This is a genomic window from Oerskovia enterophila, assembly GCF_044748475.1.
Taxonomy (GTDB): Bacteria; Actinomycetota; Actinomycetes; order Actinomycetales; family Cellulomonadaceae; genus Oerskovia; species Oerskovia enterophila.
This window is the reverse complement of sequence record NZ_JBIVFZ010000006.1, coordinates 158,943-180,461: the sequence shown is the minus strand read 5'-3', so window position 1 is coordinate 180,461 and position 21,519 is coordinate 158,943. Positions and strand designations below refer to the sequence as shown.

Here is a 21,519-nt window from a genome sequence, read left to right as displayed (position 1 = left end):
GGGTTCCTCTCATGTCGGATCGCCCGGATACCGCGGCGTCCATGGGCTTCGGGCGTTCTCTTCGGTCATCCACGGCCATGCCTGCCGCTCACCCTTCGCGGCACGAACCAGGCGGTCAGGGAAGGCGCGCTCCCCATCGCGACCGCCACGCCACGGAATGAGCTTGGATGTGCACCCGGACGTGTCTTCCGGGTCCGCGGTGAGGCCCAGCCCGAACTCGGGCCAACCCATGAGCGCGGCAGACCCTCGAGGGCGTAGGTCGCGGTTGCCGCTGGCTGTTTTGCCGTGGCCGGCGTGCGCTTCCATGAGGAGCGCGACGCCGCGTGCCCGGAGCGCGTCGAGGTTGGTGATGAGGGGTGCGGCGTCGTCGTCTGACGTGATGGCGCGGGGGATGAGCTTGTACAGGGGGCCGATGAGGAGCATGTCGGGTTCGTGCTGGTCGATGAGGCGGTGAACGGCGCCTAGGTCGCGTTCCGTGGTGAGGTCGAGGCGGCCACCGGGCATGCCGTCCATGCACTGAATGTTGATGGTCTCGGCGGGGTCGACGGAGCCTTGCAGGCGGGCGTTGGCGACCGTGGTGCGGACCTCGCGCCGCCATTGCCGTTCGGTGTTCTCGACGTCGACCACGAGAACCTTGACGGGGGTGATCGGGGTCAGGAGGAACGGGTGAATGCCCGCTGCGGCGAGGATCGCGACCTGCCGGAACAGGGTTGACTTCCCTCCACCTTCACCGCCTGTCAGGACCCACCGGTCGTGACGTTCGATGAGGCCGGGGATGAGCCAGTCGTACTCGTCGGTGCCTTCGAGGAGTTCGGCGAGGCGCTTCGTGGTCAGGGTGCCGGCTGCGGACCCGCGGATCGATTCCCACTCGGCCCGGGCGTGCCCCATGACTTCCTCGAGCGGGTCAGACGTGGTGGAGAACTGAATGAGCCTCAGCCCCGCAGCTTCCATCCGGCGCCGAATTGCGGCCTCGCGGACGATCTTCGCGTAGTAGCCCGCATTCGATGCGGTGGGGGTGGACGCCAAGAGGTCGTGGAGCATGACGCCGTCGCACCATGACATGCGCTGCGTGCGGGCGGCACCAGCGACCGTAACTGGGTCGATAGGCTCCCCGGTCGCGTGGAGACGCGCAAGGAGCCCGTAGACCTGCCCGAGGCGCTTGTCGCCGAAGTCGTTGGCGTCGATGTGCTCGGACGTAAGGCGCAAACTCCCTGCGTCGAGAAGGGCGGCCCCGATGACTGACCGTTCCGCTTCCTCCGTTGTTGTCACCTGAACCTCCATTGGTCGTCGTCGAGCGCGGCGGGCTTCGTGGGCTTGGCCGCGTCGCGTCCTGCGAGGGCGCGCGCCTTGAGGGTGGAGAACTTGTCCCGCAGCGTGGACATGGACCGGATGTTCCCCGCCCAGAACTCGTCGGTTGTGGCCCACCTAGCGATCCACTCGATCTGTTCCGGGGTGTACCCGTCGAGGCGGATGAGGCGGTCGCATGCTTGGTGCCATGTGGTGCCGACTGTGCCGACCTTGTGCCCGTTGGCGCGTATGAGTTCGGCGAGGAGATCGCAGAGGCGGTGGACGTCGTCGGAGAAGGATCCGCCGTCCGTCGCGTCAGCGTCGGACGTAGAGTCTCTCTTCTCTTCTTCTCTACTCTTCTCTGCTATCGAGGGGCTATTAGGGTGGCTATAGCCTTGGCTATCCGCGCAGTACTCACAGTCGGGGTTGTTTACCCCTTTTGACTCGTGCCAGCGGCGGTGCAGTCCGAGGCGCCCAGCCGCTGAAAGGGTGTCCGTCACCTCTTCTACCTGCGCCTTTGTTCCGTTCCACTTGGACCAGGACCGGATCGTCCACCCGCCCTCGCTCTCGTCCCACAGGCCCTCGCGGATGAGAGCTGCGACATGACGGGCACCGTTGCGCACCCCGACGGTGACAAGTTCGAGGTCGTAGTCCGGCACGAACCCGTCAGTTTGTGCGCCCTTCGCGTATGCCAACGACCGGATGAAGAGCAGTTCGGCGGTCGGGCCGGCCTGTCGGATGGCCCTGTCGCGGAGGTAGTTCACGTCCAGGGGGACGAACGTGCTGGGGATCCGCTTCGGCTTCGCCACGTCTACTCCTTCCTGATCTGGTTCGCGATCGTCCATCCGACTTGCGACCCGGCCTCGTAGGCCAGGACGTAGAGGCATGTGGGGTTGCCGCACTCGCAGGCCAGGTCGCCAGCGGTGTCTTCGGCCATGACGCAGCCGGCGTTGTCGCGGCACAGGGTGCAGTGTCCGCACCGTGTCGCGGTCGATGCCCCGGTGGGCAGGGGCGGGCGTCGGATGTTGTAGATGGGGGCCTCGAGCGCGATGGCCCGGGTCTCTGCCGCCAGGACTTCGGGTCGCGTGTCGTACCACTCCACGGAGATGCCGCGGACTTGCGGCCACCAGGACTTGGTGGTGCCGTGCGCGGCGAACCGAGCTCCCGGGTTGGAGGTGATGCCGACGTAGAGGAGGGAGCCGCCGTCGTCATAGAAGCGGTAGAGGGCTTGCATGCTGCTCCTTTTGTGTGTGCTGTCGTTCAGTGGATGCGTTCCACCGGTGGTAGTGGGCGCGCACGATCGCGGGCGCGCACGTGAGGTGGTGGCGGCCGACGAGGGGTTCCCTCACGCCGTGGTTCGCGAACAGCCACGAGAGGTGCTCGAGGTGTTCCCGTCGCGGCCCGGTGTGTTTGCCGGCCATCAGGCGGCCTCCTTGTGGTTGTCGTGGCAGTGGCGTCGGATCGCGGTCGTCTGCTCCCGGATGAGCTGGTACCGGTCCGCGACGAGGGCGGAGTAGTTCTCCCGGCTCAGGCGCGCCCTGGTCTCGTGCGAGGGGGAGTAGTGGAGCCATCGGCCGATCGGTGCTTTGTAGTCGAGCCAGGCCATGTACTGGGCGGTGCAGTCGGGGCACACGTCAGGCGGCCTCCTTGATGAGCTGTACGCGTGCGTTGAGGCCGACCCACTCGGCATAGGCCGGCGGGATGCACTCGAACGCCCCGTTCCATGTGACGTCGTGCTCGATACCCAGTAGCCGCTTCACGACGGCCTTCTCGCGGGGCACGTAGCCGCCCTTGCGGACGTACTTGGCTTCGTACTTGTCGCGGCGGGCACCCCCGTACGCGCCGGCCACCCACTCGTGCGTTGAGTGGTCGCACGGCCGGGGCGGCTGAAGGTTCCAGTTGGTCTCGAACAAGCGCAGGCGTTGCAAGTGGATGCGCACCCCGTCGGTGTCGATCGTGGACAGGCCGAACATGCACCCGCACAGGCCGACCGGGTCCACCATCTCGGGGCCGGCGTCCTTCACGTTCTCGATGACGTAGGGGAGGTCGAGCATCGCCGCCTTCTCCCGGCAGGGCTCGATTAGCTTCGGCCAGGACGTCTCTCGGCCGGCGTTGCCGCGCGTGAAGGCCTGGCAGGGCGGCGACATGTGGATGAGGTCGATGTCCGTGAGCTCAAGTGAGGAGCCGTCGTCAAAGAACACTCGCCCCATTACGTACAGGTCGTCCAGCACCTTGAGCGCGTCCCCGACCAGCTTGTGCTCGGCGGGGTTGCGCTTGAGGCGGCTGTGATCCATGTCGACGGCGTAGACGTCATAGCCGGCGCGCTGGTATCCGACTGTTGCGCCGCCTTCGCACGCGAAGAGGTCGAGGGCCTTGGGTCGGTTCATGTGTTCTCTTCTTCGATTTGGAGCCGAATAACCCAGGTGCCGGGTCGTTTGGTGTGCGGCCCTCTGCGGTAGGTGACGGCGACGACGTGTGTGCTGTCGTCGTCTACCCAGCCGTACCCGTCTGCGTCCGTTATGCCGTCTAAAAGCGCTTTGACGCATGGCGCTGCGTTGCTCGGGTCGGCTTTGGATGCGCGCGGGTAGGAGATCCAGGCGGTGACGTGGGCGCGGTCGAACACGGGAAGGCCCGCGACAACTGCTGCGTCGCGGGCCTTCGATCGGGCGTTCTTGGTGAGTTTGGATTTGACTGCCCAGTGGAGGCGGTCGTTGGAGCTCCACCATTCGTTCTTGGTGAACTCGAGCCAAAGGTCAGGCATCTTGTGGCCTCCAGCACGCTCGGCACCTGCGCTTGCCTTTCGAGTCGATGTATGTGTTCACCGAGTCGTAAGGGTGACTGCGCGGACAATGGGTCTTGATGGCGTTGGCGTGTGTGCCATGGCGAACGGAATCCAGCTTGTTCGCTGACGACGTGTCCCAGCGGAGGTTGTTGGGCGCGTTGTTCGTATGGTTGCCGTCGTTGTGGCAAGCCTCCATGCCGTCAGGTGCGGGGCCTACGAAGGTCATCAAAACCAGGCGGTGAATCAGCAGCATGCGCTTCTGCCCGCCACGGTAAAGATCCACCCGCAAACGGCCGCCCTTGAGGTTCTTCACCGGTAGTAGAATGCGGCCTTTCCTGCGTCGGCCATTAGCATCGATGCGATCAAGCGAGCGGACCCGCCCGTGGTTGCTTACCTCGTAGAGCCCCTCGTAGCCAACGGCAGGAAGCCAAACCTCTTCGAGGTCAGTCATCCCATTCGCCGATCGTGTGTCCGAGCTGGCGAAGGGTGCGTTCGGCTTGGGCGCGGGTGACCCAGTCGTTGACGGTGTAGTGGGCGCCGTAGAGTCGCCCGGTGCTGGTGTCGGCCCAGTCCAGGCCGGGCCACCAGTGGAAGTGCACGTCGCCGACAAAGTCTCGCCACACGATTCCGCCTGGTCGCCGTTGCGGGTAGAGGGTGCTCATGCGTGCTTCACCTCGTCTGCGTATGCGGGGTCGTTAGGGGGTTGGATGCGGAAGCCGATGGGTTGGTCCCCGGCTCGCTCCGTGGATGCCCCCGACAGGTCGTAAACGTCGGGGGCATCCACGGGTTCAGGCTTGGGCGCCCGCGTGACGTCGAGCGTGAATCGGATTCTCATCCGGTGTTCCTATCCGTTGGCCCAGTTGCCGGGTGTGTAGATGATTTCGTCGGCGTCGATTTGGTCGGGGTGGAAGTGGGTCATGTAGTCGTGTGCGCGTTGGAGGCGGTCGTAGCGTGCGCGGACACCTTCGATCGCGTCGGCCCATCGTTCGCCGGCGTAGGTGACCACCCCCGCTTCGCGATCCGCGATGTACCAGCCTTGGCTCCATGTCTTGAAGACCCGGTAGCGGGGTCGGCTAGAACGGGGCACCGGATGCTCCCTCGGTCGACGTGGTCCAGGGGTCGGACGCGGGTGCCTGGCCGTAGTCGCCGGTGTTGGCGGGGGTGCGGCGGTTGAAGCCACCCGAGGATGTCGCGTTGCCCTTGGTGGAGCGGGTGACCTTCGCCGTGGCGTACTTGAGCGACGGCCCGACCTCTTCGACCTGGAGCTCGACGACGGTGCGCTTCTCGCCGTCCTTGTCGTAGGAGCGCTGCACGAGTCGGCCCTGTGCGATGACGCGTGTTCCCTTGGTGAGGGACTCGGCGACGTTCTCCGCGGCCTCGCGCCAGATGGAGCAGCGGAGGAAGAGGGTGTCGCCGTCCTTCCATTCGTTGGTCTGCTTGTCGAACGTGCGGGGGGTGGACGCGATGGTGAAGTTCGCGACGGCTGCGCCCGACGGCGTGAACTTGAGCTCGGGGTCTCCGGTCAGGTTGCCGACGACAGCGATGATGGTTTCTCCGGACATATTCAGGACTCCTCGACGATGCGGACGGGGTAGGTGGGGAGGTCGAGTCCGCCGTGGAACCGGTCAGGCTCTTCGATCAGGCCCGAGTCCTTGTCCTCGTACGGGATGGACGCCACGAACGGGTCGCCGTTGTGGTCGAAGCTGACGATCCACGGTCGCCCGTTGTAGTCCCGGATGAAGTAGTAGAGGTCAGCGTCGCCCGTGGAGTGCTGCTCCTCGAGGAACGCCTCGAACAGGGGGCGGAGTGCGTAGGTGACGGTCGTCGCGGTGCTGGTCATGGTTGTGCTCCTTGGTTAGTTGGCGAGTTCCCAGTGCCAGGGCTCGTGCTTCTCGGTCTTGGCCCAGGCGGGGTTGATGAGTCCGTGGTCGGCTCCGTGGCGGAAGAGCCAGGACCGGGCGGGTTCGGGTATGTCGGCTGCTGTGCCGTACCCGTGGTTGGACGTGCCGGGTTGGGCTGCCCACGACCCGCGTGATGCTTTGACGGAGACCTGTTGGTCGTAGGACCGGTAGCCGTCGGTCATGTTGACCCTTGGCATACCAGCGGCGGCTGCTGATTCGAGTGCGGCGGCCATGTCGCAGCGGAAGAGGGTGCCGTCCCAGATGGGGCAGAGTGCGTCGCGGGGCAACTGCCCGTTGGGTGCGGACCGTGCGCGTGCGATGGCGTCCGCGTGGTCGGCGACTCGTGCAACGGGCTGCTGCACAACCACGGGCGACGGCGGTTTGGGCTGCACAGCAGAGGCCGCGATCTCTACGGAGAACGCGGCCTCGGTTGGGACCTGCACCGGTGTGACGGGTGTGGGTGGTGGTGTGCGGGGTGGTGCGACCGGTCTGAGCTCGACGATGACCGGGGCTTCGAGGGGTGGTGTGGTGAGATCCGGGCCGCTGCCGAGTACGGGTGCTGTCAGGGCGAGCACCAACGCCACCGCGGTCATGTCTGCTCCTGGAGTAGTTGAAGCCACCTGTCGAGGGGCTCGTTCTGCCAGTGCGTGCGGTCGACCCACTCGGGCGAACCTGACCGAATCAGGGCCAAGTGCTCGTCCGTCAGGTAGTCAGCCGGTACCGAGTAGTGGGTGATGCAGTCAGTGCAGCCGCAGCCCGGTGGGTCCACGACAAGGCGCTGGGGTTCGTACCTCATGTCTGCTCCTTGAGGTGGGTTGCGAGGGCGGTGGACTTGTCGGGCGAGTACCCCGACCACGAGAAAGCCCCCGGCGCGATCACGACGGGGGCTTGAAGGAAACCAGCGGCCTGCACGACGGCGAGCGCTTCCGGATCCTGGTCGATCCGATGCTCGACGTACGGGATGCCGAGGAGGTCGAGCTTCTTCTTCTGGAACGTGCACTGAACGCAGTGAGCTTTGGAATACAGGTCAACGGTCGTCATGTGGTGGCGGCTCCTGTGAGCATTGAGTAGAGGTCGAGTCGTCCGCGTCGGTGGAGGCGGTTGTAGAACACTTGCCGGTCGTCGTACCCGGTGTGCTCGAGGATGTCCGCCAGGGTTGCGCCCTGAAGGTGGAGGGTGGTGATGGTCTCAACGAACTGATCGAACGCCGCGGTTGCGCGTGCGGTTCGGGCAGCGTTGGCCTTCTGCTGGACGGCACTGTTCTGCTCGGGGGTGCGTCGTGTGGGCCGGGTCGGTTCGCGCTTCTCAGCACCCTTGTCGATGCCGCCCCAGATGCCGTGTTCTTCGTCCCGGCCGGCGTCACCGCACTCACGGCGCACAGGGCAGGTTTCGCACGCGGCCAACGCGAGCTTGAGGCGTGCCCGCTTGGCCTTGCCGCCCTCGATCTTCCCGCCCGGGATCTTCGTTGGCGCGTACCAGTGGTCCGTTTCGGGTGATGTGGTGTTGCATGCGGCGCGGAAGGGCCACGGGTTGTCGTCGTTCATGCTGCGGTGTCCTTCCGTGGGCGGAGTAGTGACCGGTCGCCTTTCCAGTCGTCGCGTTGGATGGCGCGGTATGCGATGAGGCGGTTCCAGAGTTCGGCGTTCCCTGTTCGGTAGCACCAGCGTTCGAATGATGCGAGGGTGAGTCCGAGCCTGTGTGCGACTTCCGCTTCGTTGGAGACGCCGGTTGCGATCATGAAGTTGATGTCTTCGATGCGGTCGGCGCGGGCTTGGGCGTTTTGGGCCGTGCGCGCGCTGGTTGCCGCAGTCGTGCTCATGCCAGCTCCTTCCATGCGGCGGTTGCCAGGTCCACGAGGTGGTGGATTGCTTCGACGTCGTCCGTGAACCCCGGCTTGGGTGCGTCGGTGGGGTGCAAACCGAACGCGGCCTTGGGTGGGGTCAGGTCGTACTCGCGTTGCAGATCAACCTCGCCCAGGTCGTCGCTGATGAGGATGCGAACCTTCACGGCTGCTCCTTGAGTTCGTTGACGCGGGCCGTGATGGCGTCGCGCAGGTCCGGTCGCGTGTTCCACAGATCACGCAACTCGTTCTGGTCCGTGATCGCCCCCACATCAACCGGGGGAGCGTCAGGGAGGGGGGCGACCTTGAACAGGCCGAACTTGCCGCGCGACGTCGGCAACGTGATCTCCACGCGCTTCTCAATGTGGGACGCGTGGGACAGTCGCGTGCCGCCTGTTGCGTCCTTGCCGAACGTCACGCCCGGGTCCCTGTAGAGGCGGACGCGGCGGCCCACGTACACGGACGCGTCAGGCCCCCACACCGCAGCGAGAACGCGGCGCATCGTCAGACCCGGGCGCCACGGACGCGGGAACTCAGCCAACGTGATGTTGATCGGCTGCTCAGCGTTGCCCGCCGAGACGTCCGTGATGGTGAAGTCACGCGGGCCGGAGAGGAGGTCGATATTGTCGAGCTGATCAGACTTGCCGACGAGCGTTGCAGAGATGTCCACGGTCAGACCCTCGCTTCCTGGAACGGTTCGATGTACTCGGTTGCGGGCAGCGTCCGTGCCGCCTCGGTGTAGGCCATGACCATGTCGGCGACGTCCTTCTCGAACGCGACGACAGCCGCCTTGATCGCCGTGAACCACTCCTCGTCGGGTTCGACGCGCTTCACGTACATCGGCATGCCACCGGAGTAGGAGATGTAGTCGATCCACTGCCGCCCGGACACGAACAGGCCCGCCTGCAACTGCGCCATGTACATAGACGGGACCCGGTCGGACAGGATCGTGCGGAGGTGCCCCTTGGGTCGGGGTGACTTGATCTCGATGAGGCCGTCGTCGCCGACAAGACCGTCGGGGGAGTAGCCCAAGGCCCAGCCGTCGAACGGGTTGTCGCGGGTCATGAACCCGAGCTCGCGAACCGGGGCGACGGTTTCGGCGTACTTGTCGCGGGCGCGGGGTTCGTTCTCGACGCCACGCCACATGTCCGACGTCATCGGGGTCTCTTCCGCCCGACCCGTGATGCGCTCAGCGGCGAGGGTGAGCGTCAGGCCACGCGACGTCTCGTTGGACGCGACCTTCAACGTGCTCGGGGTGATGAGCTGCCCGACCGTGGAGGCGGTGACGATCCCCGCGCGGAGGTCACGCCACTCGTCAGTGCCCTGGGTGATGTTCGGGTACTCGCGCAGGGTTGTATCAATCGGCGGCATGGTGCCTCTCTTCTGGTGTCAGGGGGGTTAGTACTTGGAGCGCTGGTTCTTGTAGAGGCACCAGGCGGTTACGGCAGAGAGGACGATTACGACGCCCCACCAACCCGGGTCACTCATGAGCGGACTTCGATGTCGTCGACGTAGTGCGCGGTCTCGTCGAACTCCCACTCGCCCTCGTCGCGGTCCCAGGACTCGCCCCAGCCGGAGCACTGGGCGCAGATCGAGCCGGGCAGGCGGTTGTAGGCCAGCTCGAGGGCCGAGTCGAGGTCGTCGGCTTCGACCTCGACGGCTGTGCTCGTGACGTTGGTGAAGTAGAGGGTGTACTTGCTCATGGGGTGTCCTTTCGGCAGCGGTGGTTTCTGCGCCACATATCGGCTAGGCGAACGTTGATGTGCCAGGAGGTCGCTTGGCAGGTATCGCACGTGTTGTGCACGTGTCGGTCCTCGCCCGTGCGCGCCGTGAACGTCACGACGACCCCAGCAGGTGCGCCTTCACGGCCTCGGCCTGAGCGCGGAATGCGACGCGGTGCGACTTGGGAAGGGCGTCCCAAGGGATCGGCATGTTGCGAAACCGGTGCGCGTGCAGCGTCCGCGCGAGTTCGTCGGTGTCGATGGACGCGAACACGGCACGGGCGACGTCAAGGTCGAGTTCGAGCACGGGTCGCATGTGCGCGCCGATCGCTTCGGCCGCGCGCTCAATGGGGGTGTCGGGCATGTTCCTTCTCTTTCTGCTTGGACCACCGGTTGCCGGCGAGTGTGGTGGGTATGAGTACGGCGAGGAGGGCCCAGAACGCGGTGTCTGGGTGCGCCCACACCCAACGCGCGGTGATGGTCAAGACCACGGTCAGGACGCAGAAGAGCCCCGCACCGATCAGGAGTCGGGCGGGGCTCTTCGGACGAGGCTGGGCATGTCTCATGCGGTCCTCACAAGCGCTCGAGCTTCACGCTCCTTGGCGCGCTTCTCGCGGTACCACTCACGCTTGTAGTTGCGGCGGCACTCACGGCACTGGCGACTGCCGCGAGTAGTGATCTTCAGGTTGTCGCCGGACAGGGGGTGGCCGTTGTGGCACTCTGTCTGGCGCATCTTGACCGCACTCCACGAGTCGGAGCGCCGGTTGTTCTCCTCTGGGGTGACCGCCTCGAGGTGGTCCGGGTTGATGCAGTCTCGGACCCGGCACAGGTGGTCGATCTGGTAGCCGTCGGGGATCGGGCCGACGAGCAACTCGTAGGACAGGCGGTGCGCGATCTTCTGTCGGAAGTACCCGTACCCGATGTGCCGATTGAGCGCGCCGGTCCAGTGCCAACATCCCGTGTCCTCGTCCAGACGGTATCGACTCGTGATGTCGTCACGTGTGACAGGTATTTCTTCGCCTCTCATGCCGTGATCTCCTTCCTCTTCTGGGGCGGTTCGGTGGGGTGCTCGCGGAGCATGGCGTCGAGGTCCGTGTACACAGGGACCAGCGGGTAACGGTCCGCGACAGCGCGAGCGAGCTCGGGCGTGAGGGTCTTCCCAACCCGCGCGAACCCTTCGCTCAGCGGGGCATCAGGGCTGACCCGGTACCCCTTCGCGCGAGGCCGAGAACCGTCCGGCATGTACAGCGCGACGATCTCCGCATGCGACGCCCGGAACCCTCGCTCGTGGACGGTGACGTTCCCGAACGCACGGACGACGCCGCTCACCGAGCTGTCACGGTTCGCGTACGTCAGCGACCCGGTGAGAAAACCGTGCAGGCCACAGTCGCAGTCGTGGATGGAGTGCTTGTCGGACCCGTTGTTCCCGTAGTGGGGCAGCGGTTCGACGGACGTGATGCCGCGCTCACCGTTGAGGGTCCACGCCCACCCGACGAACTCCTGCACGTACGCGGGGTACGTGGTTCCGTCGGCGCGGGTCATGGTGCGGCCGGTGAAGACGGTCTTGTGTTCGCGTGCGGGTCGCGTCGGGACGAGGCCGACGTTGCAGACTTGCCAGCCGGTGATCTTCCAGCACTCGGCTTCGTTGACGCCGGGTGCCCAGATTCGCCGGTACGTGGCGCCGGCGAGGTTGCCGTCGGCGTCTGCGATGAACGTTCGTGCCCCATAGAGAGACCCCACCCGGTATCGGGTGGGGCCGTCTTGGAAGGGGTTGTTCGTGTGGGGTTTCGGGGCTTGCCACCCGTCGTCGATGTGGGTCATGTCGTCACGCAGGCACGGGCGTGGGCTCGGCCGGGACGATGGGGGCGACGGGTGCGGTGAGGGGCTCTTCGGTGGGGAGGACTTCGATCGTTTCGATCTGCTCGCCCTCGTCGCCGAGGGTGGGTGCGTGGTGGCGGCCGGTCGTGGGGGTGAGTGTCAGGCGGTACATGTCAGTTCTCCTTGTCGTAGCGTGCGTCGTCTCGTGCGAGAAGGTGGAGTGCGAAGGCGGGGCGACCAATGCCCCACGCAACAGCGAGAAGGCAGATGCCGAAAGCCCATGGACTCAGGGTCAGCACCCACACGATGAGGCCCGTCATCCAGAGCGCCATGGTCACGGCCATTGCGGTGACGAGGGACTTCGGGGGGCGGTAGTACCACGGGTCGCGTTTGCTCACGGGTTCTCCTTGGTGTTGGTGCCGCAGGTGCAGGTTTGCCCGTAGATGAGTAGGCGCCCGCACGTGGGGCAGTGCGTGAACGTGGCGCCGGTCACGTGTTCTCCTTGAGTGCGTTGAGGGCGAGTCGTGCGAGTTCGGTTGCCCCGTCGCCGTACCGGTGGGAGATCGTGGTGACGGTGCGCCAGACGATGTAGCCCTGTCGGTCCCGGCCGGCGGGGGTGTCGACCTGGTACGTGGACACGGTGTCGGGGTCGAGCACGTTCTCATCCGTGTTGGAGACACGGGATACGCGGATCCGGTCGACCATGTGATGCCCAACAGTCAGACGGATGAACAGGCTCATGCGTCCTCCTTGGGAGCGGCGGTGGGGTGCGGGGTGTTGCAGTTGCAGCGGATGCACCCGAGGTAGTCGTGTGACTTGCAGTAGTGGCCGCAGTGGCAGATGTCGGTGAGATTCCCGCTCCCAGCGGCATTCAGGCTCACGCGTGTACCCCCGGTCGTTCGCGGTTGGGTCCGTGTTCAGCCTCGAGGCGGGCGAGCTCGGAGTGCAGCAGCCAGTGGTCGGGGATGTGGTCGGCGACGCGGCGCCAGTGATGTCCGCACCAGTTCAGGTCGTGGCCCTTCTCGGGGTTTGTGACCCGTACGTATGCGGCGGAGTTGCAGGCGTCGCACCGGTCCAGCAGTGTCAACTTGCTCATGACTTCACCTCCTTGTGCGGGTTGGGGGTGCGGGGGCCGTTGAAGCCGCCCGCCTGGTCGTCGTTGGTGTGTGCCCAGGACCCGGCCTGGAACGCCCCCACAAGGGCGGGGTTGTGGCGGACCGCTATGTGGACCGCGTTCTCGGGGAGGTACTGTCCGCACCCGTTCAGGTACCACGCGTCTTCGGCATATCCGAGGTCCCACGCGTCGGCTTCGGTCGTGAGCGGCTTCGGCTCGTGCGTCGTCTTGCGGTTCACGGTGTCGCCTCGATGTACCGGTCGGTGAGGTCGCGGATGTAGTCGAGTGCGGAGTCGTACTGTTCTTCGCCGGGCGCTTGGCCGTGAAGCTCGCGGTTGCGCCAGATGACGACAGCGGCGACGAGCGCTTCGGCCCGATCGAGCTTCACGAGGGACGGTGGTGTGAGTGCTTGGACGCGTTCGACGACAGCGGCCGTGTGATCAACCACAGCCGGATGCGGTCGGCCCAGAAACTCGGCCTCCGTCATCGGCGGGATGTCGCCGGTGTGGTCGTAGTGCGTGCCCTTGACAGAGCCGGTGGTGCGGTAGTCAGCCACGGGTGTTCTCCTTCTTTCGTCGGGGTCGGGTGAGTGCCCACAACGTGAGCCACACCCGCGCGGTGAAACGCTGGCCGGGGGTCATGGCATGTCACCGATCGGGCGGAACGTCAGCTTGAAAGCCTGGGGTGGGCCCTCATGCGCGCAGGAGTTGCACACGATGACCCGCGCCTTCATGAAGTCGAGGCGGTCCGGGTTGCACACGAGCAGCACCTGGGGTCCGTGGTCGCACGCGGGACACTTCGAGTACTTGATCCACGTCGCGGCGGGGTTGCCGGGCCATTTCGGGTGGTCGGAGTGCTCACACGCCCAGACGGGGTTCCAGTCGAGTCCGGCGAGGATGTCAGTTTCCGTCGCCGCGCTCATACCCGCACCCGCCTCTCCCTGTATGTGACGGTGCGACCACCCGGCTGACGGTCAACCTGGTACGTGCGAACGACGTCGGGCGTGTACACGAACCCGTGGCCCATGCACCGCCCGCACGTCTGCGTGAACCCGGCAACGGGCGTGCGACCAGTGCCGGCGCACAGGGTGCAGTGCGCGCGGGACCAACCGTTCAGCTCGTCAGGTTGCGCGGACCCGTACTTGAAAACACGGCGCGCCTTCACCGGTAGATCCGTTCGCCAGTGAGGACGTTGTGCGCTACCTCGTGCCGGAACAAGTACTCCGTCGACCCCGCCATGAGTGCGAGGTCCTGGTGCGACCCTGACGGCACGGTGTCGATGAGCTCGCCCGTCTCCCGGTCGAGAATCTGCCAAACAGGTAGAGGACGACCCGCGTACGTCGTCATGAGTCGTCCCCGAGGATCCGGCGGGCGATGACGACCGCCCAAGCGTCTAGGGTTTCGCCGATGCGCTGCCCGTCTGCGTCGACCGGGTCGTCCGGGTCCTCTGCCTGCTCGGCGACACGCTCCCAGTGGTAGGCGATGGCGTCGAGCCACCCAGCAAGGGCAAGGTGGATCTCGACCGCCCCCGGGTACAGTCGAGCGTTCAGGTCGCCGCCCCACTCCGCATACTCGGCCGATGCGGCTCGGCGCAGCAGTACGGCGCTCATGGCTTCGCCGCGGGGATGACGGGCTGTGCAGCGCGCGGCATGATCGGGAAGCGCTCCAGGGTCGAGCGCCCATCCAACGGCCCCAACGTCGGGTCGTAAACGTATGTGTGCGCTTGACCGTTCAGAACGTTCACGTGCACCGCCGGCGTACCGTCCGCGGCGGGGAGTGTCACACCATCGAGCACGTCCAGAAACGACGGCTCAGGGTTCGGGTCAACACCCACAAAGTTGCGTGTCCACCAGCTCATCAAACTCACCTCTTACCTCTCGGGTCGACCGTGCGGCGGTCGATGTACGCGTTCAGATGTGCCTGCGTGTACCGGATGAACCGGCCCATGCGCACGAACGGGACCTCGTTGCGGTGGTCCCGGAGCCATGACTCCTTCACGCCAAGCCGACGGGCAGCTTCAGCGCGGTCGAACGGCGGCTCGTGAATGTCGCTCATGCGTTACTCCTTGCTTCACGGAAGTTGGTGCGCGCTTCCCTGCCTGCGACGGCGGGTGCGAGCTCGTAGTCGATGTCCCAGTTCGCTGCGGAGGACCACAGGACGGTCACGACGGTGATGACGTCGGGGAGGCGCAGGTCGTAGGCGACGCCGAGAGTGACGCGGCCTCGGGTCCAGTACGACGTGCCGGGGTGCGCTTTGGAGTCGACGACTTTGCGGGGCTTCCGGAGTGCGGAGAGCAGTTCCTCGGGTTCGACGGCCATGTCGAGTGCGCGGTCGGTTGCGTGCTTGCTGAACCGGAAGCGTTGGCCGTTGATGGTGTGGGTTGGCATGGGCACGACGAAGCTCCTTTGCTTGTGTGGGGAAGGGAAGCGGTACGGGCGGGGGTTCGTCCCCAGGCGGGACCCTCCTGCCCGCCCGTACCGCTGTGTAGTGCGAGTGGCCCCTGCGAGATTCGAACTCGCACTGGATCGGTTTTGAACCGATTGCCTCTGCCGAAGGTTGGGCTAAGGGGCCGTGTGGCCGCTTGAGTCAGCGGCCTGTGCACGTCGTCCGGGATCTACCGGTCGTGCACACCACCCGTCAGCTTGTTCCTGACAGAAGCCGAAGCTTCTGTCCCTTGCGGCGCGGGGCCTTCCCTGTCCTGGGTCGCTCCCTCTCGCGGTTCTCTCCGCCACCCCGAGGACATGTAGTGGTGGCGGGTATCCGCTGACGTGTGAGTCTGTTCAGTTACGACCGCCCCACCGGGGAAGCTGAGTGCCCTAGCGCCCGGTCTGTGAGGGGCGAGGTGCTGCTAGGGCTGTTGTGCCTAGGAGGGGGTGAGGAGTGCGGCCTGCGACCAAACCGCGGCGGCGTCAACGCCGAGTGCCTTGGTGATCGCGTCGAGCTCGTTGACCTTGAAGGGGTCTCCGTCGAGCCGGCGCTGGAGAGTTGTACGGGGGATGCCCGTTGCCTCTGAGAGGTGGACCTGCGAGCAGTCCGCCTGCTTGCGGAGGTCTTCGATGACCTTCGCGACTGCTTCGGCGGTGTTCATGTCTTGGACACTACCGGCCCAAATGGGCCGACGCAAGACCGAACGGGCCGACGGGTACGCAAGTTGGGCCGTTTTTCACCCGGTCCATGCGTCACAGCGGCCCAGATTGGGCATCATTAGGGGTGTGAACACGATCAAGCAGGGGACGATGAACGACGCCGTGGCCGCTACTCTGCGCGCTGAAATCGCTGCTCAGCGGCTACAGCTCAAGGATGTGGCGGAGCTGGCGGGCATCCCGGACCGGACTCTGAACCGGTATCTGAAGGGTGAGCGGCCGATCAACGTGAACACGCTGGCGTCTTTGGCCGCGGCGGTGGGTCTCACATCGGGTGAAGTGTGGACGAAGGCCGCAGAGCGCATGTGACCTGAGACACCCGTGTCACTCCCACGTGCCTAGACTCACCTCACGCCCCGCACCCCGTGGGGTGAAGCACTGGGGGTAACACATGGCAGTACTGGAAGTGGGGCAGACAACAGGCCTCAGCGTTGACGATGGTGTCTCGCGGCATGTTCAGCAGTACATGGCAGTACGCGGTGTGAGCGTGGACACGCTCGCGGTGGCGCTCGGTCTGTCCTTCGCGGACACCCTGTGCAAGCTCGCTGGTTGTGGCGAGTGGTTGGTTGATGATGTGTGGCGGGCAGCGTTGGTGCTCGGAGTCGACGGCGCACTCCTCGTCTCGTGAGCCGCCTGGTTAACAACGCAGAAAAGCCCCCCAGCGCCGGACACGCTGGGGGGCTCTCTCGTGGGGCTTCAGGCTTCGATGAGGCCGTAGGCGCCGGGGATGGCGCGCCCTGCTGCTGCGGCCATGTCTTCTTGGGCGTCGGGCATGAGGTGCCCGTACACGTCGACCGTGATCTTGATGCTGCTGTGCCCTAGGCGGGCCTTGATCTGGTCCAGGGGGCGCCCTGACGCGAGCATCCACGCGACGTGAGAGTGCCGGAGGTCGTGCACCCTGGGGCGCTTGTTGATGCCCGACTCGGTGATCCACTTGGACCAGTGGGAGTAGAGCGTCGACTGCGGCACTGGCGACTTGCCGTCCTTCTTGGTGAACAGCCACGCACCCCGTGGCTTGCCCTGGACGTGCGCGCGCAGGTGCGCCGTGAGGGGGCCGCCGAGGGTGACGGTGCGCCTGCCCGCTGCGGTCTTGGGGGCGCCGAGCTTCCGGATCGTGCCGTCGATGAACTGCCACCCGCGCGCGACCCGCAGTGAGGGCACACGGTCGTCGAGGGATAGGTCGGACACCTTGAGCGCGGTCGCTTCGCCGAACCGGAGTCCGGTGCCGGCGAGGGTGTGGATGAGGGGGCGCCACTCCTCGGGGATGACGGCGTAGAGCTGCATGAACTCCTCGGGGGTGAGGAACGTCCGCTCCCGCTGCTCCGTCCTCGGGATGCGCGCACCTCGGGCGGGGTTGCGTGACACGAGCTCGTCGTCGATGGCACGGATGAACGCGGCCGACAGGAGTTGCTGCCTCATCTGGATCGTCTTCCCCGCCTTCCCGTCTCGCTCGAGTGCGCGGATCCACGCGGCGACGTCCGACTTCGATACGCCGTCGATGGGGAGTTGGGAGAGGGGGAAGCGGTTCGTCTCCCGTGCGATGGCCTCATACCTGCGCCGGGTGCCGTCCGTGACGCCGGAGAGTGCGTCGATGTGGTGGGTGAGCATCTGCGCGACAGTCATGGTCGACCCGGTCGAGCCTTCCTGCGTGCGCAGGACGGATCGTGCGGTCTCGGGGCCGAACCGGTCGATGTTCCGCATGAACTCGGCGGCGGCTTTGGAGTCGCCTCGGAAGGTTTCGGAGGTTTGCTTGCCGCCTGCGCGGAACGACACCGTGTATGACACGGTGCCGTCCCGAAGCTCACGCGTACGCAGAGTCGCCACTACATCCCCCAGGCTTCGTCGTAGTCGGGGTGGTCCGCGTAGGGCAGGGCCAGGACCTTCTGCACGTAGAGCGGGTCGTAGTCGGGACGCATCGGCAGGACCTCGGCGACCAGGAGCCGCTTCGCCTCGCACTCAGCCAGGACACGGGACCGTCGATGCGTGTCCTCGGCGTGCTCGTACCAGGCATCCTCGGTGGCCGACTCAGTGCCCTCGAACTGGTACTTGCCGCAGATGGGGCAGTCGCCACGGTCGCCCCACCCCGGCCCGCGCGTCGAGTCCGACTCCATGAACGCAGGCGCGTCGAGACGGCGCCCGTCCTCGTCAATACGAGCCAGAAGGAACTCGGTTAGCGTCATCGCTTCTCCTTGCGTAGGACGGTGTGCGCCTGGGCGCGGGGGAGTCGGTGCTCGCGCACGACGTGACGCTCAGCGTCGGACTGTGTGGCCTCAGGGTGCGTCTCGGAGACGCGGAACTGGGCCTTGCAGGTCGTGCATCGGATCTGGGCAGACATGGCGGGATCCTCCTGTTGAAAATTCAACACGCTGGACTGATCACGTCTAACCATGGACCTATAGTAGCCCGCACGGGCCGATGTCCGCCCACCTGGGCGAACGTTGGAACCGTGCGGATCCTGTAGGGTTGCGCCCTGAAGGGGAGTATTCCCGAACACGGTGATGTCGTCATCACGGTCGACGCAATCGTCGGCCCGGTGTCACCGGTCCAGCACGGCTACCTCTCGCGACCGCCCTCGGGCCGGTCGGTGGTCGTCTACGGGCGGAAGAGACCTTCGGTACTCAGTGCTACGTACCGGAGGTATGTGTGATGGATGTTCCTGTCTGGATGTGGGCCGCGACGATCGGCATCATCGTCGCGATGCTGGCTTTCGACTTCGTGGGTCACGTCCGCACCCCCCACGCCCCGACCCTCAAGGAAGCCTCGTGGTGGTCGGCCGGCTACGTCGGCATCGCGATCCTCTTCGGCGTCGGGATCTGGGCCTACTTCGGCTCGGTCTACGGCGGGGAGTACTTCGCCGGGTACATCACCGAGAAGAGCCTGTCGGTCGACAACCTCTTCGTGTTCGTCCTGATCATGACGAGCTTCCGGGTCCCGCGGCTGTACCAGCAGAAGGTCCTGCTGATCGGCATCACGATCGCCCTGGTCCTGCGCACGATCTTCATCTTCCTGGGCGCCGCGCTCATCGAGAACTTCAGCTGGGTCTTCTACATCTTCGGCGCCTTCCTCATCTACACGGCCTACGCGCAGATCAAGAGCGCGCGGTCGCACGACGAGGAGGAGTACCAGGAGAACGCGGTCCTGCGCCTCACGCGTCGTCTCTTCCCGACGACGGACGCGTACGTCGAGGACAAGATGTTCACGACCATCTCCGGCAAGCGCTACATCACGCCCATGCTCATCGTGATGATCGCGATCGGCAGCGCCGACCTCCTGTTCGCGGTCGACTCGATCCCCGCGATCTTCGGCCTGACGCAGGAGACCTTCCTGGTCTTCGCGGCCAACGCGTTCTCGCTCCTGGGTCTGCGCCAGCTCTACTTCCTCATCGACGGCCTGCTGGACCGTCTCGTCTACCTCGCGTGGGGCCTGGCCGCGATCCTCGGCTTCATCGGGATCAAGCTCCTCATCCACGCGATGCACACCAACGAGATCCCCTTCATCAACGGTGGCGAGCACATCACCTTCCTGCCGGAGATCTCGACCGCCGTCTCGCTCGGCTTCATCGTGGTGACCCTCGCGATCACGACGATCGCGAGCCTCGCGAAGGACCGTAGCGACCGTCGTCGCCTGGAGAAGGAAACCTACTGATGCAGCACGAGCTCCCGTTCTGGTTCGAGGCGGCGTCGCTGACGTCTCTCGTCGTCCTCCTGCTCGTCGACCTGGTGATCGTGGGCCGTCGCCCGCACGTGCCGTCGATGAAGGAGAGCGGCCTGTGGGTGGCGTTCTACGTCGCCCTGGCACTGGTCTTCGGTGGGCTCGTCGCTCTCGTGGGCGGGAGCGCCCCGGCGGTCGAGTTCTACGCGGGCTGGCTCACCGAGTACAGCCTGTCGGTGGACAACCTCTTCGTGTTCGTCATCATCATGACGAGGTTCGCCGTACCCCGTGAGCACCAGCAGAAGGTCCTCATGGTGGGGATCATCGTGGCGCTCGTGCTGCGCGGCGCCTTCATCCTGGCGGGCGCGGCGATCATCGCGCAGTTCGTGTGGGTGTTCTACCTGTTCGGCGCGTTCCTGATCTACACCGCGATCAAGCTCGTCGCGGGCGGGGACGAACCGGAGGAGTACCAGGAGAACCGGATGATCCGCTCGCTGCGGCGGGTGCTTCCCCTGTCGCAGACGTACGACGGCGGCAGGCTGCGGACCGTGGTCGACGGCAAGAGGCTCTTCACGCCCATGCTCATCGTGTTCCTCGCGATCGGCAGCACGGACCTGCTGTTCGCGTTCGACTCGATCCCCGCGATCTTCGGCCTGACGCAGGACCCGTTCATCGTGTTCACGACGAACGTGTTCGCGCTCATGGGGCTCCGTCAGCTCTACTTCCTGCTGGGGGGGCTCCTGGAGCGCCTGGTCTACCTGCCGATCGGCCTGGCGGTGATCCTGGGCTTCATCGGGGTCAAGCTGATCCTCGAGGCGCTGCACGAGAACACGCTGCCGTTCATCAACGGCGGGCACCACATCGAGGCCGTCCCCACGGTCCCGATCTGGCTCTCGCTCGTGGTGATCGTGGGAGCGCTCGGGGTCACGACGGTCGCGAGCCTGCTGCGCACGCGCGGCCAGGACAAGACGGAGACCGTGCCCGACGACGTCGACGTGGCCTCCTAGTCGGCTCACCCGGCGCACGCTCGGCCCGGTACGCCACGGCCCGCCTCCCCTCGGGGAGGCGGGCCGTCGTGCTGCACGGTCTGGGTCGGGAGCGCGGGCCCGGTCGTGCCGGGCGGGTCCGGGCGCCGCAGGCGGAGCCGCGCGGGCCGTCCCGGGTCAGATGCGGTCGGACCAGGGGCCGAGCACGGGAACCCAGGGACGGACCGTGCGACGCGTGATGACGTTCTCCCGGGCGAACGGGTCGGCGTCGAGCGTCGCCGCCACTCCGGCCTCGTCGGCGGCCTCGACCAGGAGGAGCGCCCCTGCGGGGTTGGCGACGTCCTGGGCGAGGGGACCGGACGCGAGCAGGGTGCCCTGCTCAAGCAGGCCGCCCAGGAAGGCACGGTGCTCGGGGCGGAACGCGTCGAGGACGGCGGGCTTGTCGGCGTACGTGTAGGTCACGGCGAAGATCGGCATGTCGCTCATTCAAGCACCTCGAGCGGCACGGGCCTCCCGAGGTCCGCGGCCGCTGCTACCAGCCTCGTGCGCGCCACTCCTCGAGGTGGGGACGCTCGGTGCCGAGCGTCGTGTCCGCGCCGTGCCCGGGGTAGACCCACGTCGCGTCGTCGAACCTGTCGAAGAGCCTCTCGGTGACGTCGGCGTAGAGGAGTGCGAAGCGTCCAGGGTCCTGCTCGGTGTTGCCCACCCCGCCCGGGAAGAGCGAGTCTCCCGTGAACAGGTGTGCGCGCCCGGAGACGGCCCCGGGTGCGGTGGCGTGCTCGGGCTCGCGGTACGCGAGCGCGACCGACCCAGGTGTGTGGCCGCGCAGGGCGACGACCCCGAGGGTGAGGTGCCCGACGACGAGCGTGTCGCCGTCGTGCAAGGATCTGCCGACGCCGACCTCCGTGGCACGGGTGACGGCATCGGCGTCGGGTTCGCCGACCGCGACCGTGGCTCCCGTGACCGCCACGAGGGACGCGAGCGCGGCGATGTGGTCGCGGTGACGGTGCGTCGTGACGACCATGTCGAGGCGGGCCGAAGGCGAGCCCTCACGGACGAGCTCGGCGAGCCGGTCCGGTTCGGCAGCAGCATCCACCAGGAGCTGGGCTCCGCTCCTCCGGCAGGTCAGGAGGTAGGCGTTGTTGTGCGACGTCCCGACGGCGAGCTTGCGGACCTCGATCTCGTCCAGGACCCGCAGGTCGCTCGGACCTCCGACCGCGACGTCTCCGGTGTATCCCACGAGCCCTCCAGGTAGTTTCGGTCGGTAGCCGGCGGGG

The 21,519-nt window shown here is 66.2% G+C and carries 42 protein-coding genes and 1 tRNA gene; 4 read left to right on the top strand and 39 right to left on the bottom strand.

Annotated features, from left to right (window positions below):
* Positions 1 to 9: 9 nt before the first annotated feature.
* The 35 genes from ACIPWA_RS18265 to ACIPWA_RS18095 all read right to left on the bottom strand — a co-directional run bounded on the left by ACIPWA_RS18265 (position 10) and on the right by ACIPWA_RS18095 (position 15,550).
* On the bottom strand, positions 10 to 1,269 hold the full coding sequence (locus ACIPWA_RS18265; protein ID WP_400291973.1) for an AAA family ATPase: 1,260 nt from the start codon (positions 1,267 to 1,269) through the stop codon (positions 10 to 12).
* A complete protein-coding gene (locus ACIPWA_RS18260; RefSeq protein ID WP_400291972.1) occupies positions 1,266 to 2,096 on the bottom strand; it encodes a hypothetical protein in 831 nt (276 codons plus the stop codon). The genes ACIPWA_RS18265 and ACIPWA_RS18260 overlap by 4 nt, the downstream gene beginning before the upstream one ends.
* A gap of 2 nt (positions 2,097 to 2,098) precedes the next feature.
* Positions 2,099 to 2,521, bottom strand: coding sequence for a GIY-YIG nuclease family protein (locus ACIPWA_RS18255; protein ID WP_400291971.1), 423 nt, complete (start codon positions 2,519 to 2,521; stop codon positions 2,099 to 2,101).
* 186 nt (positions 2,522 to 2,707) lie between these two features.
* Positions 2,708 to 2,920: a hypothetical protein gene (locus tag ACIPWA_RS18250; protein WP_400291970.1), complete on the bottom strand. Its 213-nt coding sequence runs from the start codon at positions 2,918 to 2,920 to the stop codon at positions 2,708 to 2,710.
* A 1-nt stretch (position 2,921) separates the two neighbouring features.
* On the bottom strand, positions 2,922 to 3,674 hold the full coding sequence (locus tag ACIPWA_RS18245; RefSeq protein WP_400291969.1) for a DNA cytosine methyltransferase: 753 nt from the start codon (positions 3,672 to 3,674) through the stop codon (positions 2,922 to 2,924).
* Positions 3,671 to 4,048 carry a hypothetical protein gene (locus ACIPWA_RS18240; RefSeq protein WP_400291968.1) on the bottom strand — a complete coding sequence of 126 codons (378 nt, stop codon included), beginning with the start codon at positions 4,046 to 4,048 and terminating at the stop codon, positions 3,671 to 3,673. Before ACIPWA_RS18240 ends, ACIPWA_RS18245 begins: the two co-directional genes overlap by 4 nt.
* A complete protein-coding gene (locus tag ACIPWA_RS18235; RefSeq protein WP_400291967.1) occupies positions 4,041 to 4,520 on the bottom strand; it encodes an NUMOD4 motif-containing HNH endonuclease in 480 nt (159 codons plus the stop codon). Before ACIPWA_RS18235 ends, ACIPWA_RS18240 begins: the two co-directional genes overlap by 8 nt.
* Complete coding sequence (locus ACIPWA_RS18230) at positions 4,513 to 4,731, bottom strand: hypothetical protein (RefSeq protein ID WP_400291966.1); 219 nt, start codon at positions 4,729 to 4,731, stop codon at positions 4,513 to 4,515. The genes ACIPWA_RS18235 and ACIPWA_RS18230 overlap by 8 nt, the downstream gene beginning before the upstream one ends.
* A 182-nt stretch (positions 4,732 to 4,913) precedes the next feature.
* On the bottom strand, positions 4,914 to 5,075 hold the full coding sequence (locus ACIPWA_RS18225) for a hypothetical protein (protein WP_400291965.1): 162 nt from the start codon (positions 5,073 to 5,075) through the stop codon (positions 4,914 to 4,916).
* 67 nt (positions 5,076 to 5,142) lie between these two features.
* Positions 5,143 to 5,631, bottom strand: coding sequence for a single-stranded DNA-binding protein (locus ACIPWA_RS18220; protein WP_400291963.1), 489 nt, complete (start codon positions 5,629 to 5,631; stop codon positions 5,143 to 5,145).
* Between the two features lie 2 nt (positions 5,632 to 5,633).
* The gene (locus ACIPWA_RS18215; RefSeq protein WP_400291962.1) at positions 5,634 to 5,909 is read right to left on the bottom strand and encodes a hypothetical protein; all 276 of its coding nucleotides are present in this window, start codon (positions 5,907 to 5,909) and stop codon (positions 5,634 to 5,636) included.
* Between the two features lie 15 nt (positions 5,910 to 5,924).
* Positions 5,925 to 6,563, bottom strand: coding sequence for a M15 family metallopeptidase (locus ACIPWA_RS18210; protein ID WP_400291961.1), 639 nt, complete (start codon positions 6,561 to 6,563; stop codon positions 5,925 to 5,927).
* A 199-nt stretch (positions 6,564 to 6,762) separates the two neighbouring features.
* On the bottom strand, positions 6,763 to 7,011 hold the full coding sequence (locus ACIPWA_RS18205) for a glutaredoxin domain-containing protein (RefSeq protein WP_400291960.1): 249 nt from the start codon (positions 7,009 to 7,011) through the stop codon (positions 6,763 to 6,765).
* Entirely contained in the window at positions 7,008 to 7,514 is a 507-nt protein-coding gene (locus ACIPWA_RS18200; protein ID WP_400291959.1) for a WhiB family transcriptional regulator, read from the bottom strand. The genes ACIPWA_RS18205 and ACIPWA_RS18200 overlap by 4 nt, the downstream gene beginning before the upstream one ends.
* Positions 7,511 to 7,789 carry a hypothetical protein gene (locus tag ACIPWA_RS18195; RefSeq protein WP_400291957.1) on the bottom strand — a complete coding sequence of 93 codons (279 nt, stop codon included), beginning with the start codon at positions 7,787 to 7,789 and terminating at the stop codon, positions 7,511 to 7,513. Before ACIPWA_RS18195 ends, ACIPWA_RS18200 begins: the two co-directional genes overlap by 4 nt.
* On the bottom strand, positions 7,786 to 7,977 hold the full coding sequence (locus ACIPWA_RS18190) for a hypothetical protein (protein WP_400291956.1): 192 nt from the start codon (positions 7,975 to 7,977) through the stop codon (positions 7,786 to 7,788). Before ACIPWA_RS18190 ends, ACIPWA_RS18195 begins: the two co-directional genes overlap by 4 nt.
* Positions 7,974 to 8,480 carry a hypothetical protein gene (locus ACIPWA_RS18185; protein ID WP_400291955.1) on the bottom strand — a complete coding sequence of 169 codons (507 nt, stop codon included), beginning with the start codon at positions 8,478 to 8,480 and terminating at the stop codon, positions 7,974 to 7,976. The genes ACIPWA_RS18190 and ACIPWA_RS18185 overlap by 4 nt, the downstream gene beginning before the upstream one ends.
* 2 nt (positions 8,481 to 8,482) lie before the next feature.
* Positions 8,483 to 9,181 (bottom strand): lambda exonuclease family protein, encoded by a 699-nt coding sequence (locus ACIPWA_RS18180; RefSeq protein WP_400291954.1) that lies wholly within the window; start codon positions 9,179 to 9,181, stop codon positions 8,483 to 8,485.
* A gap of 113 nt (positions 9,182 to 9,294) precedes the next feature.
* On the bottom strand, positions 9,295 to 9,513 hold the full coding sequence (locus tag ACIPWA_RS18175; protein ID WP_400291953.1) for a hypothetical protein: 219 nt from the start codon (positions 9,511 to 9,513) through the stop codon (positions 9,295 to 9,297).
* A gap of 133 nt (positions 9,514 to 9,646) precedes the next feature.
* The gene (locus tag ACIPWA_RS18170) at positions 9,647 to 9,895 is read right to left on the bottom strand and encodes a hypothetical protein (RefSeq protein WP_400291951.1); all 249 of its coding nucleotides are present in this window, start codon (positions 9,893 to 9,895) and stop codon (positions 9,647 to 9,649) included.
* A gap of 198 nt (positions 9,896 to 10,093) precedes the next feature.
* Positions 10,094 to 10,558 (bottom strand): HNH endonuclease signature motif containing protein, encoded by a 465-nt coding sequence (locus tag ACIPWA_RS18165; protein ID WP_400291950.1) that lies wholly within the window; start codon positions 10,556 to 10,558, stop codon positions 10,094 to 10,096.
* Complete coding sequence (locus ACIPWA_RS18160; RefSeq protein ID WP_400291948.1) at positions 10,555 to 11,352, bottom strand: hypothetical protein; 798 nt, start codon at positions 11,350 to 11,352, stop codon at positions 10,555 to 10,557. Before ACIPWA_RS18160 ends, ACIPWA_RS18165 begins: the two co-directional genes overlap by 4 nt.
* A 4-nt stretch (positions 11,353 to 11,356) precedes the next feature.
* Complete coding sequence (locus tag ACIPWA_RS18155; protein WP_400291946.1) at positions 11,357 to 11,521, bottom strand: hypothetical protein; 165 nt, start codon at positions 11,519 to 11,521, stop codon at positions 11,357 to 11,359.
* Position 11,522: 1 nt separating this feature from the next.
* Entirely contained in the window at positions 11,523 to 11,747 is a 225-nt protein-coding gene (locus ACIPWA_RS18150; RefSeq protein ID WP_400291945.1) for a hypothetical protein, read from the bottom strand.
* Positions 11,748 to 11,838: 91 nt separating this feature from the next.
* Positions 11,839 to 12,090, bottom strand: a complete 252-nt coding sequence (locus tag ACIPWA_RS18145) for a hypothetical protein (RefSeq protein WP_400291944.1) — start codon at positions 12,088 to 12,090, stop codon at positions 11,839 to 11,841.
* 136 nt (positions 12,091 to 12,226) lie between these two features.
* Positions 12,227 to 12,445 carry a DUF7455 domain-containing protein gene (locus ACIPWA_RS18140; RefSeq protein WP_400291943.1) on the bottom strand — a complete coding sequence of 73 codons (219 nt, stop codon included), beginning with the start codon at positions 12,443 to 12,445 and terminating at the stop codon, positions 12,227 to 12,229.
* Positions 12,442 to 12,702, bottom strand: a complete 261-nt coding sequence (locus ACIPWA_RS18135) for a hypothetical protein (protein WP_400291942.1) — start codon at positions 12,700 to 12,702, stop codon at positions 12,442 to 12,444. The genes ACIPWA_RS18140 and ACIPWA_RS18135 overlap by 4 nt, the downstream gene beginning before the upstream one ends.
* Positions 12,699 to 13,019: a hypothetical protein gene (locus ACIPWA_RS18130; protein ID WP_400291941.1), complete on the bottom strand. Its 321-nt coding sequence runs from the start codon at positions 13,017 to 13,019 to the stop codon at positions 12,699 to 12,701. Before ACIPWA_RS18130 ends, ACIPWA_RS18135 begins: the two co-directional genes overlap by 4 nt.
* 81 nt (positions 13,020 to 13,100) lie before the next feature.
* Positions 13,101 to 13,385, bottom strand: a complete 285-nt coding sequence (locus ACIPWA_RS18125; RefSeq protein ID WP_400291940.1) for a hypothetical protein — start codon at positions 13,383 to 13,385, stop codon at positions 13,101 to 13,103.
* 420 nt (positions 13,386 to 13,805) lie between these two features.
* On the bottom strand, positions 13,806 to 14,072 hold the full coding sequence (locus tag ACIPWA_RS18120) for a hypothetical protein (RefSeq protein ID WP_400291939.1): 267 nt from the start codon (positions 14,070 to 14,072) through the stop codon (positions 13,806 to 13,808).
* Positions 14,069 to 14,320: a hypothetical protein gene (locus tag ACIPWA_RS18115; RefSeq protein ID WP_400291938.1), complete on the bottom strand. Its 252-nt coding sequence runs from the start codon at positions 14,318 to 14,320 to the stop codon at positions 14,069 to 14,071. Before ACIPWA_RS18115 ends, ACIPWA_RS18120 begins: the two co-directional genes overlap by 4 nt.
* 5 nt (positions 14,321 to 14,325) lie before the next feature.
* On the bottom strand, positions 14,326 to 14,517 hold the full coding sequence (locus ACIPWA_RS18110) for a helix-turn-helix domain-containing protein (RefSeq protein WP_400291937.1): 192 nt from the start codon (positions 14,515 to 14,517) through the stop codon (positions 14,326 to 14,328).
* Positions 14,514 to 14,855, bottom strand: a complete 342-nt coding sequence (locus ACIPWA_RS18105) for a hypothetical protein (RefSeq protein WP_400291936.1) — start codon at positions 14,853 to 14,855, stop codon at positions 14,514 to 14,516. The genes ACIPWA_RS18110 and ACIPWA_RS18105 overlap by 4 nt, the downstream gene beginning before the upstream one ends.
* Before the next feature lie 101 nt (positions 14,856 to 14,956).
* Positions 14,957 to 15,033: transfer RNA gene (locus tag ACIPWA_RS18100), tRNA-Leu, on the bottom strand.
* A 292-nt stretch (positions 15,034 to 15,325) separates the two neighbouring features.
* Positions 15,326 to 15,550 carry a helix-turn-helix domain-containing protein gene (locus tag ACIPWA_RS18095; RefSeq protein ID WP_400291935.1) on the bottom strand — a complete coding sequence of 75 codons (225 nt, stop codon included), beginning with the start codon at positions 15,548 to 15,550 and terminating at the stop codon, positions 15,326 to 15,328.
* 124 nt (positions 15,551 to 15,674) lie between these two features.
* On the opposite strand from ACIPWA_RS18095, the gene ACIPWA_RS18090 reads away from it, so the two are divergent.
* Positions 15,675 to 15,914: a helix-turn-helix domain-containing protein gene (locus ACIPWA_RS18090; protein ID WP_400291934.1), complete on the top strand. Its 240-nt coding sequence runs from the start codon at positions 15,675 to 15,677 to the stop codon at positions 15,912 to 15,914.
* Between the two features lie 82 nt (positions 15,915 to 15,996).
* Positions 15,997 to 16,233, top strand: a complete 237-nt coding sequence (locus ACIPWA_RS18085) for a hypothetical protein (protein WP_400291932.1) — start codon at positions 15,997 to 15,999, stop codon at positions 16,231 to 16,233.
* Between the two features lie 68 nt (positions 16,234 to 16,301).
* On the opposite strand, the gene ACIPWA_RS18080 is transcribed toward ACIPWA_RS18085, so the two are convergent.
* On the bottom strand, positions 16,302 to 17,024 hold the full coding sequence (locus ACIPWA_RS18080; protein WP_400291931.1) for a tyrosine-type recombinase/integrase: 723 nt from the start codon (positions 17,022 to 17,024) through the stop codon (positions 16,302 to 16,304).
* 404 nt (positions 17,025 to 17,428) lie between these two features.
* On the bottom strand, positions 17,429 to 17,785 hold the full coding sequence (locus ACIPWA_RS18075; protein WP_400291929.1) for a DUF6221 family protein: 357 nt from the start codon (positions 17,783 to 17,785) through the stop codon (positions 17,429 to 17,431).
* Positions 17,786 to 18,251: 466 nt separating this feature from the next.
* On the opposite strand from ACIPWA_RS18075, the gene ACIPWA_RS18070 reads away from it, so the two are divergent.
* Together ACIPWA_RS18070 and ACIPWA_RS18065 are read left to right on the top strand one after the other, a co-directional pair.
* Positions 18,252 to 19,250 carry a TerC family protein gene (locus tag ACIPWA_RS18070; RefSeq protein ID WP_056651560.1) on the top strand — a complete coding sequence of 333 codons (999 nt, stop codon included), beginning with the start codon at positions 18,252 to 18,254 and terminating at the stop codon, positions 19,248 to 19,250.
* A complete protein-coding gene (locus tag ACIPWA_RS18065; RefSeq protein ID WP_056761895.1) occupies positions 19,250 to 20,263 on the top strand; it encodes a TerC family protein in 1,014 nt (337 codons plus the stop codon). The genes ACIPWA_RS18070 and ACIPWA_RS18065 overlap by 1 nt, the downstream gene beginning before the upstream one ends.
* Positions 20,264 to 20,419: 156 nt before the next feature.
* Here ACIPWA_RS18065 and ACIPWA_RS18060 read toward each other — a convergent pair whose 3' ends face one another.
* A complete protein-coding gene (locus ACIPWA_RS18060; protein ID WP_400291928.1) occupies positions 20,420 to 20,728 on the bottom strand; it encodes a YciI family protein in 309 nt (102 codons plus the stop codon).
* 46 nt (positions 20,729 to 20,774) lie between these two features.
* Complete coding sequence (locus ACIPWA_RS18055) at positions 20,775 to 21,482, bottom strand: MBL fold metallo-hydrolase (protein ID WP_400291927.1); 708 nt, start codon at positions 21,480 to 21,482, stop codon at positions 20,775 to 20,777.
* Between the last annotated feature and the right edge of the window lie 37 nt (positions 21,483 to 21,519).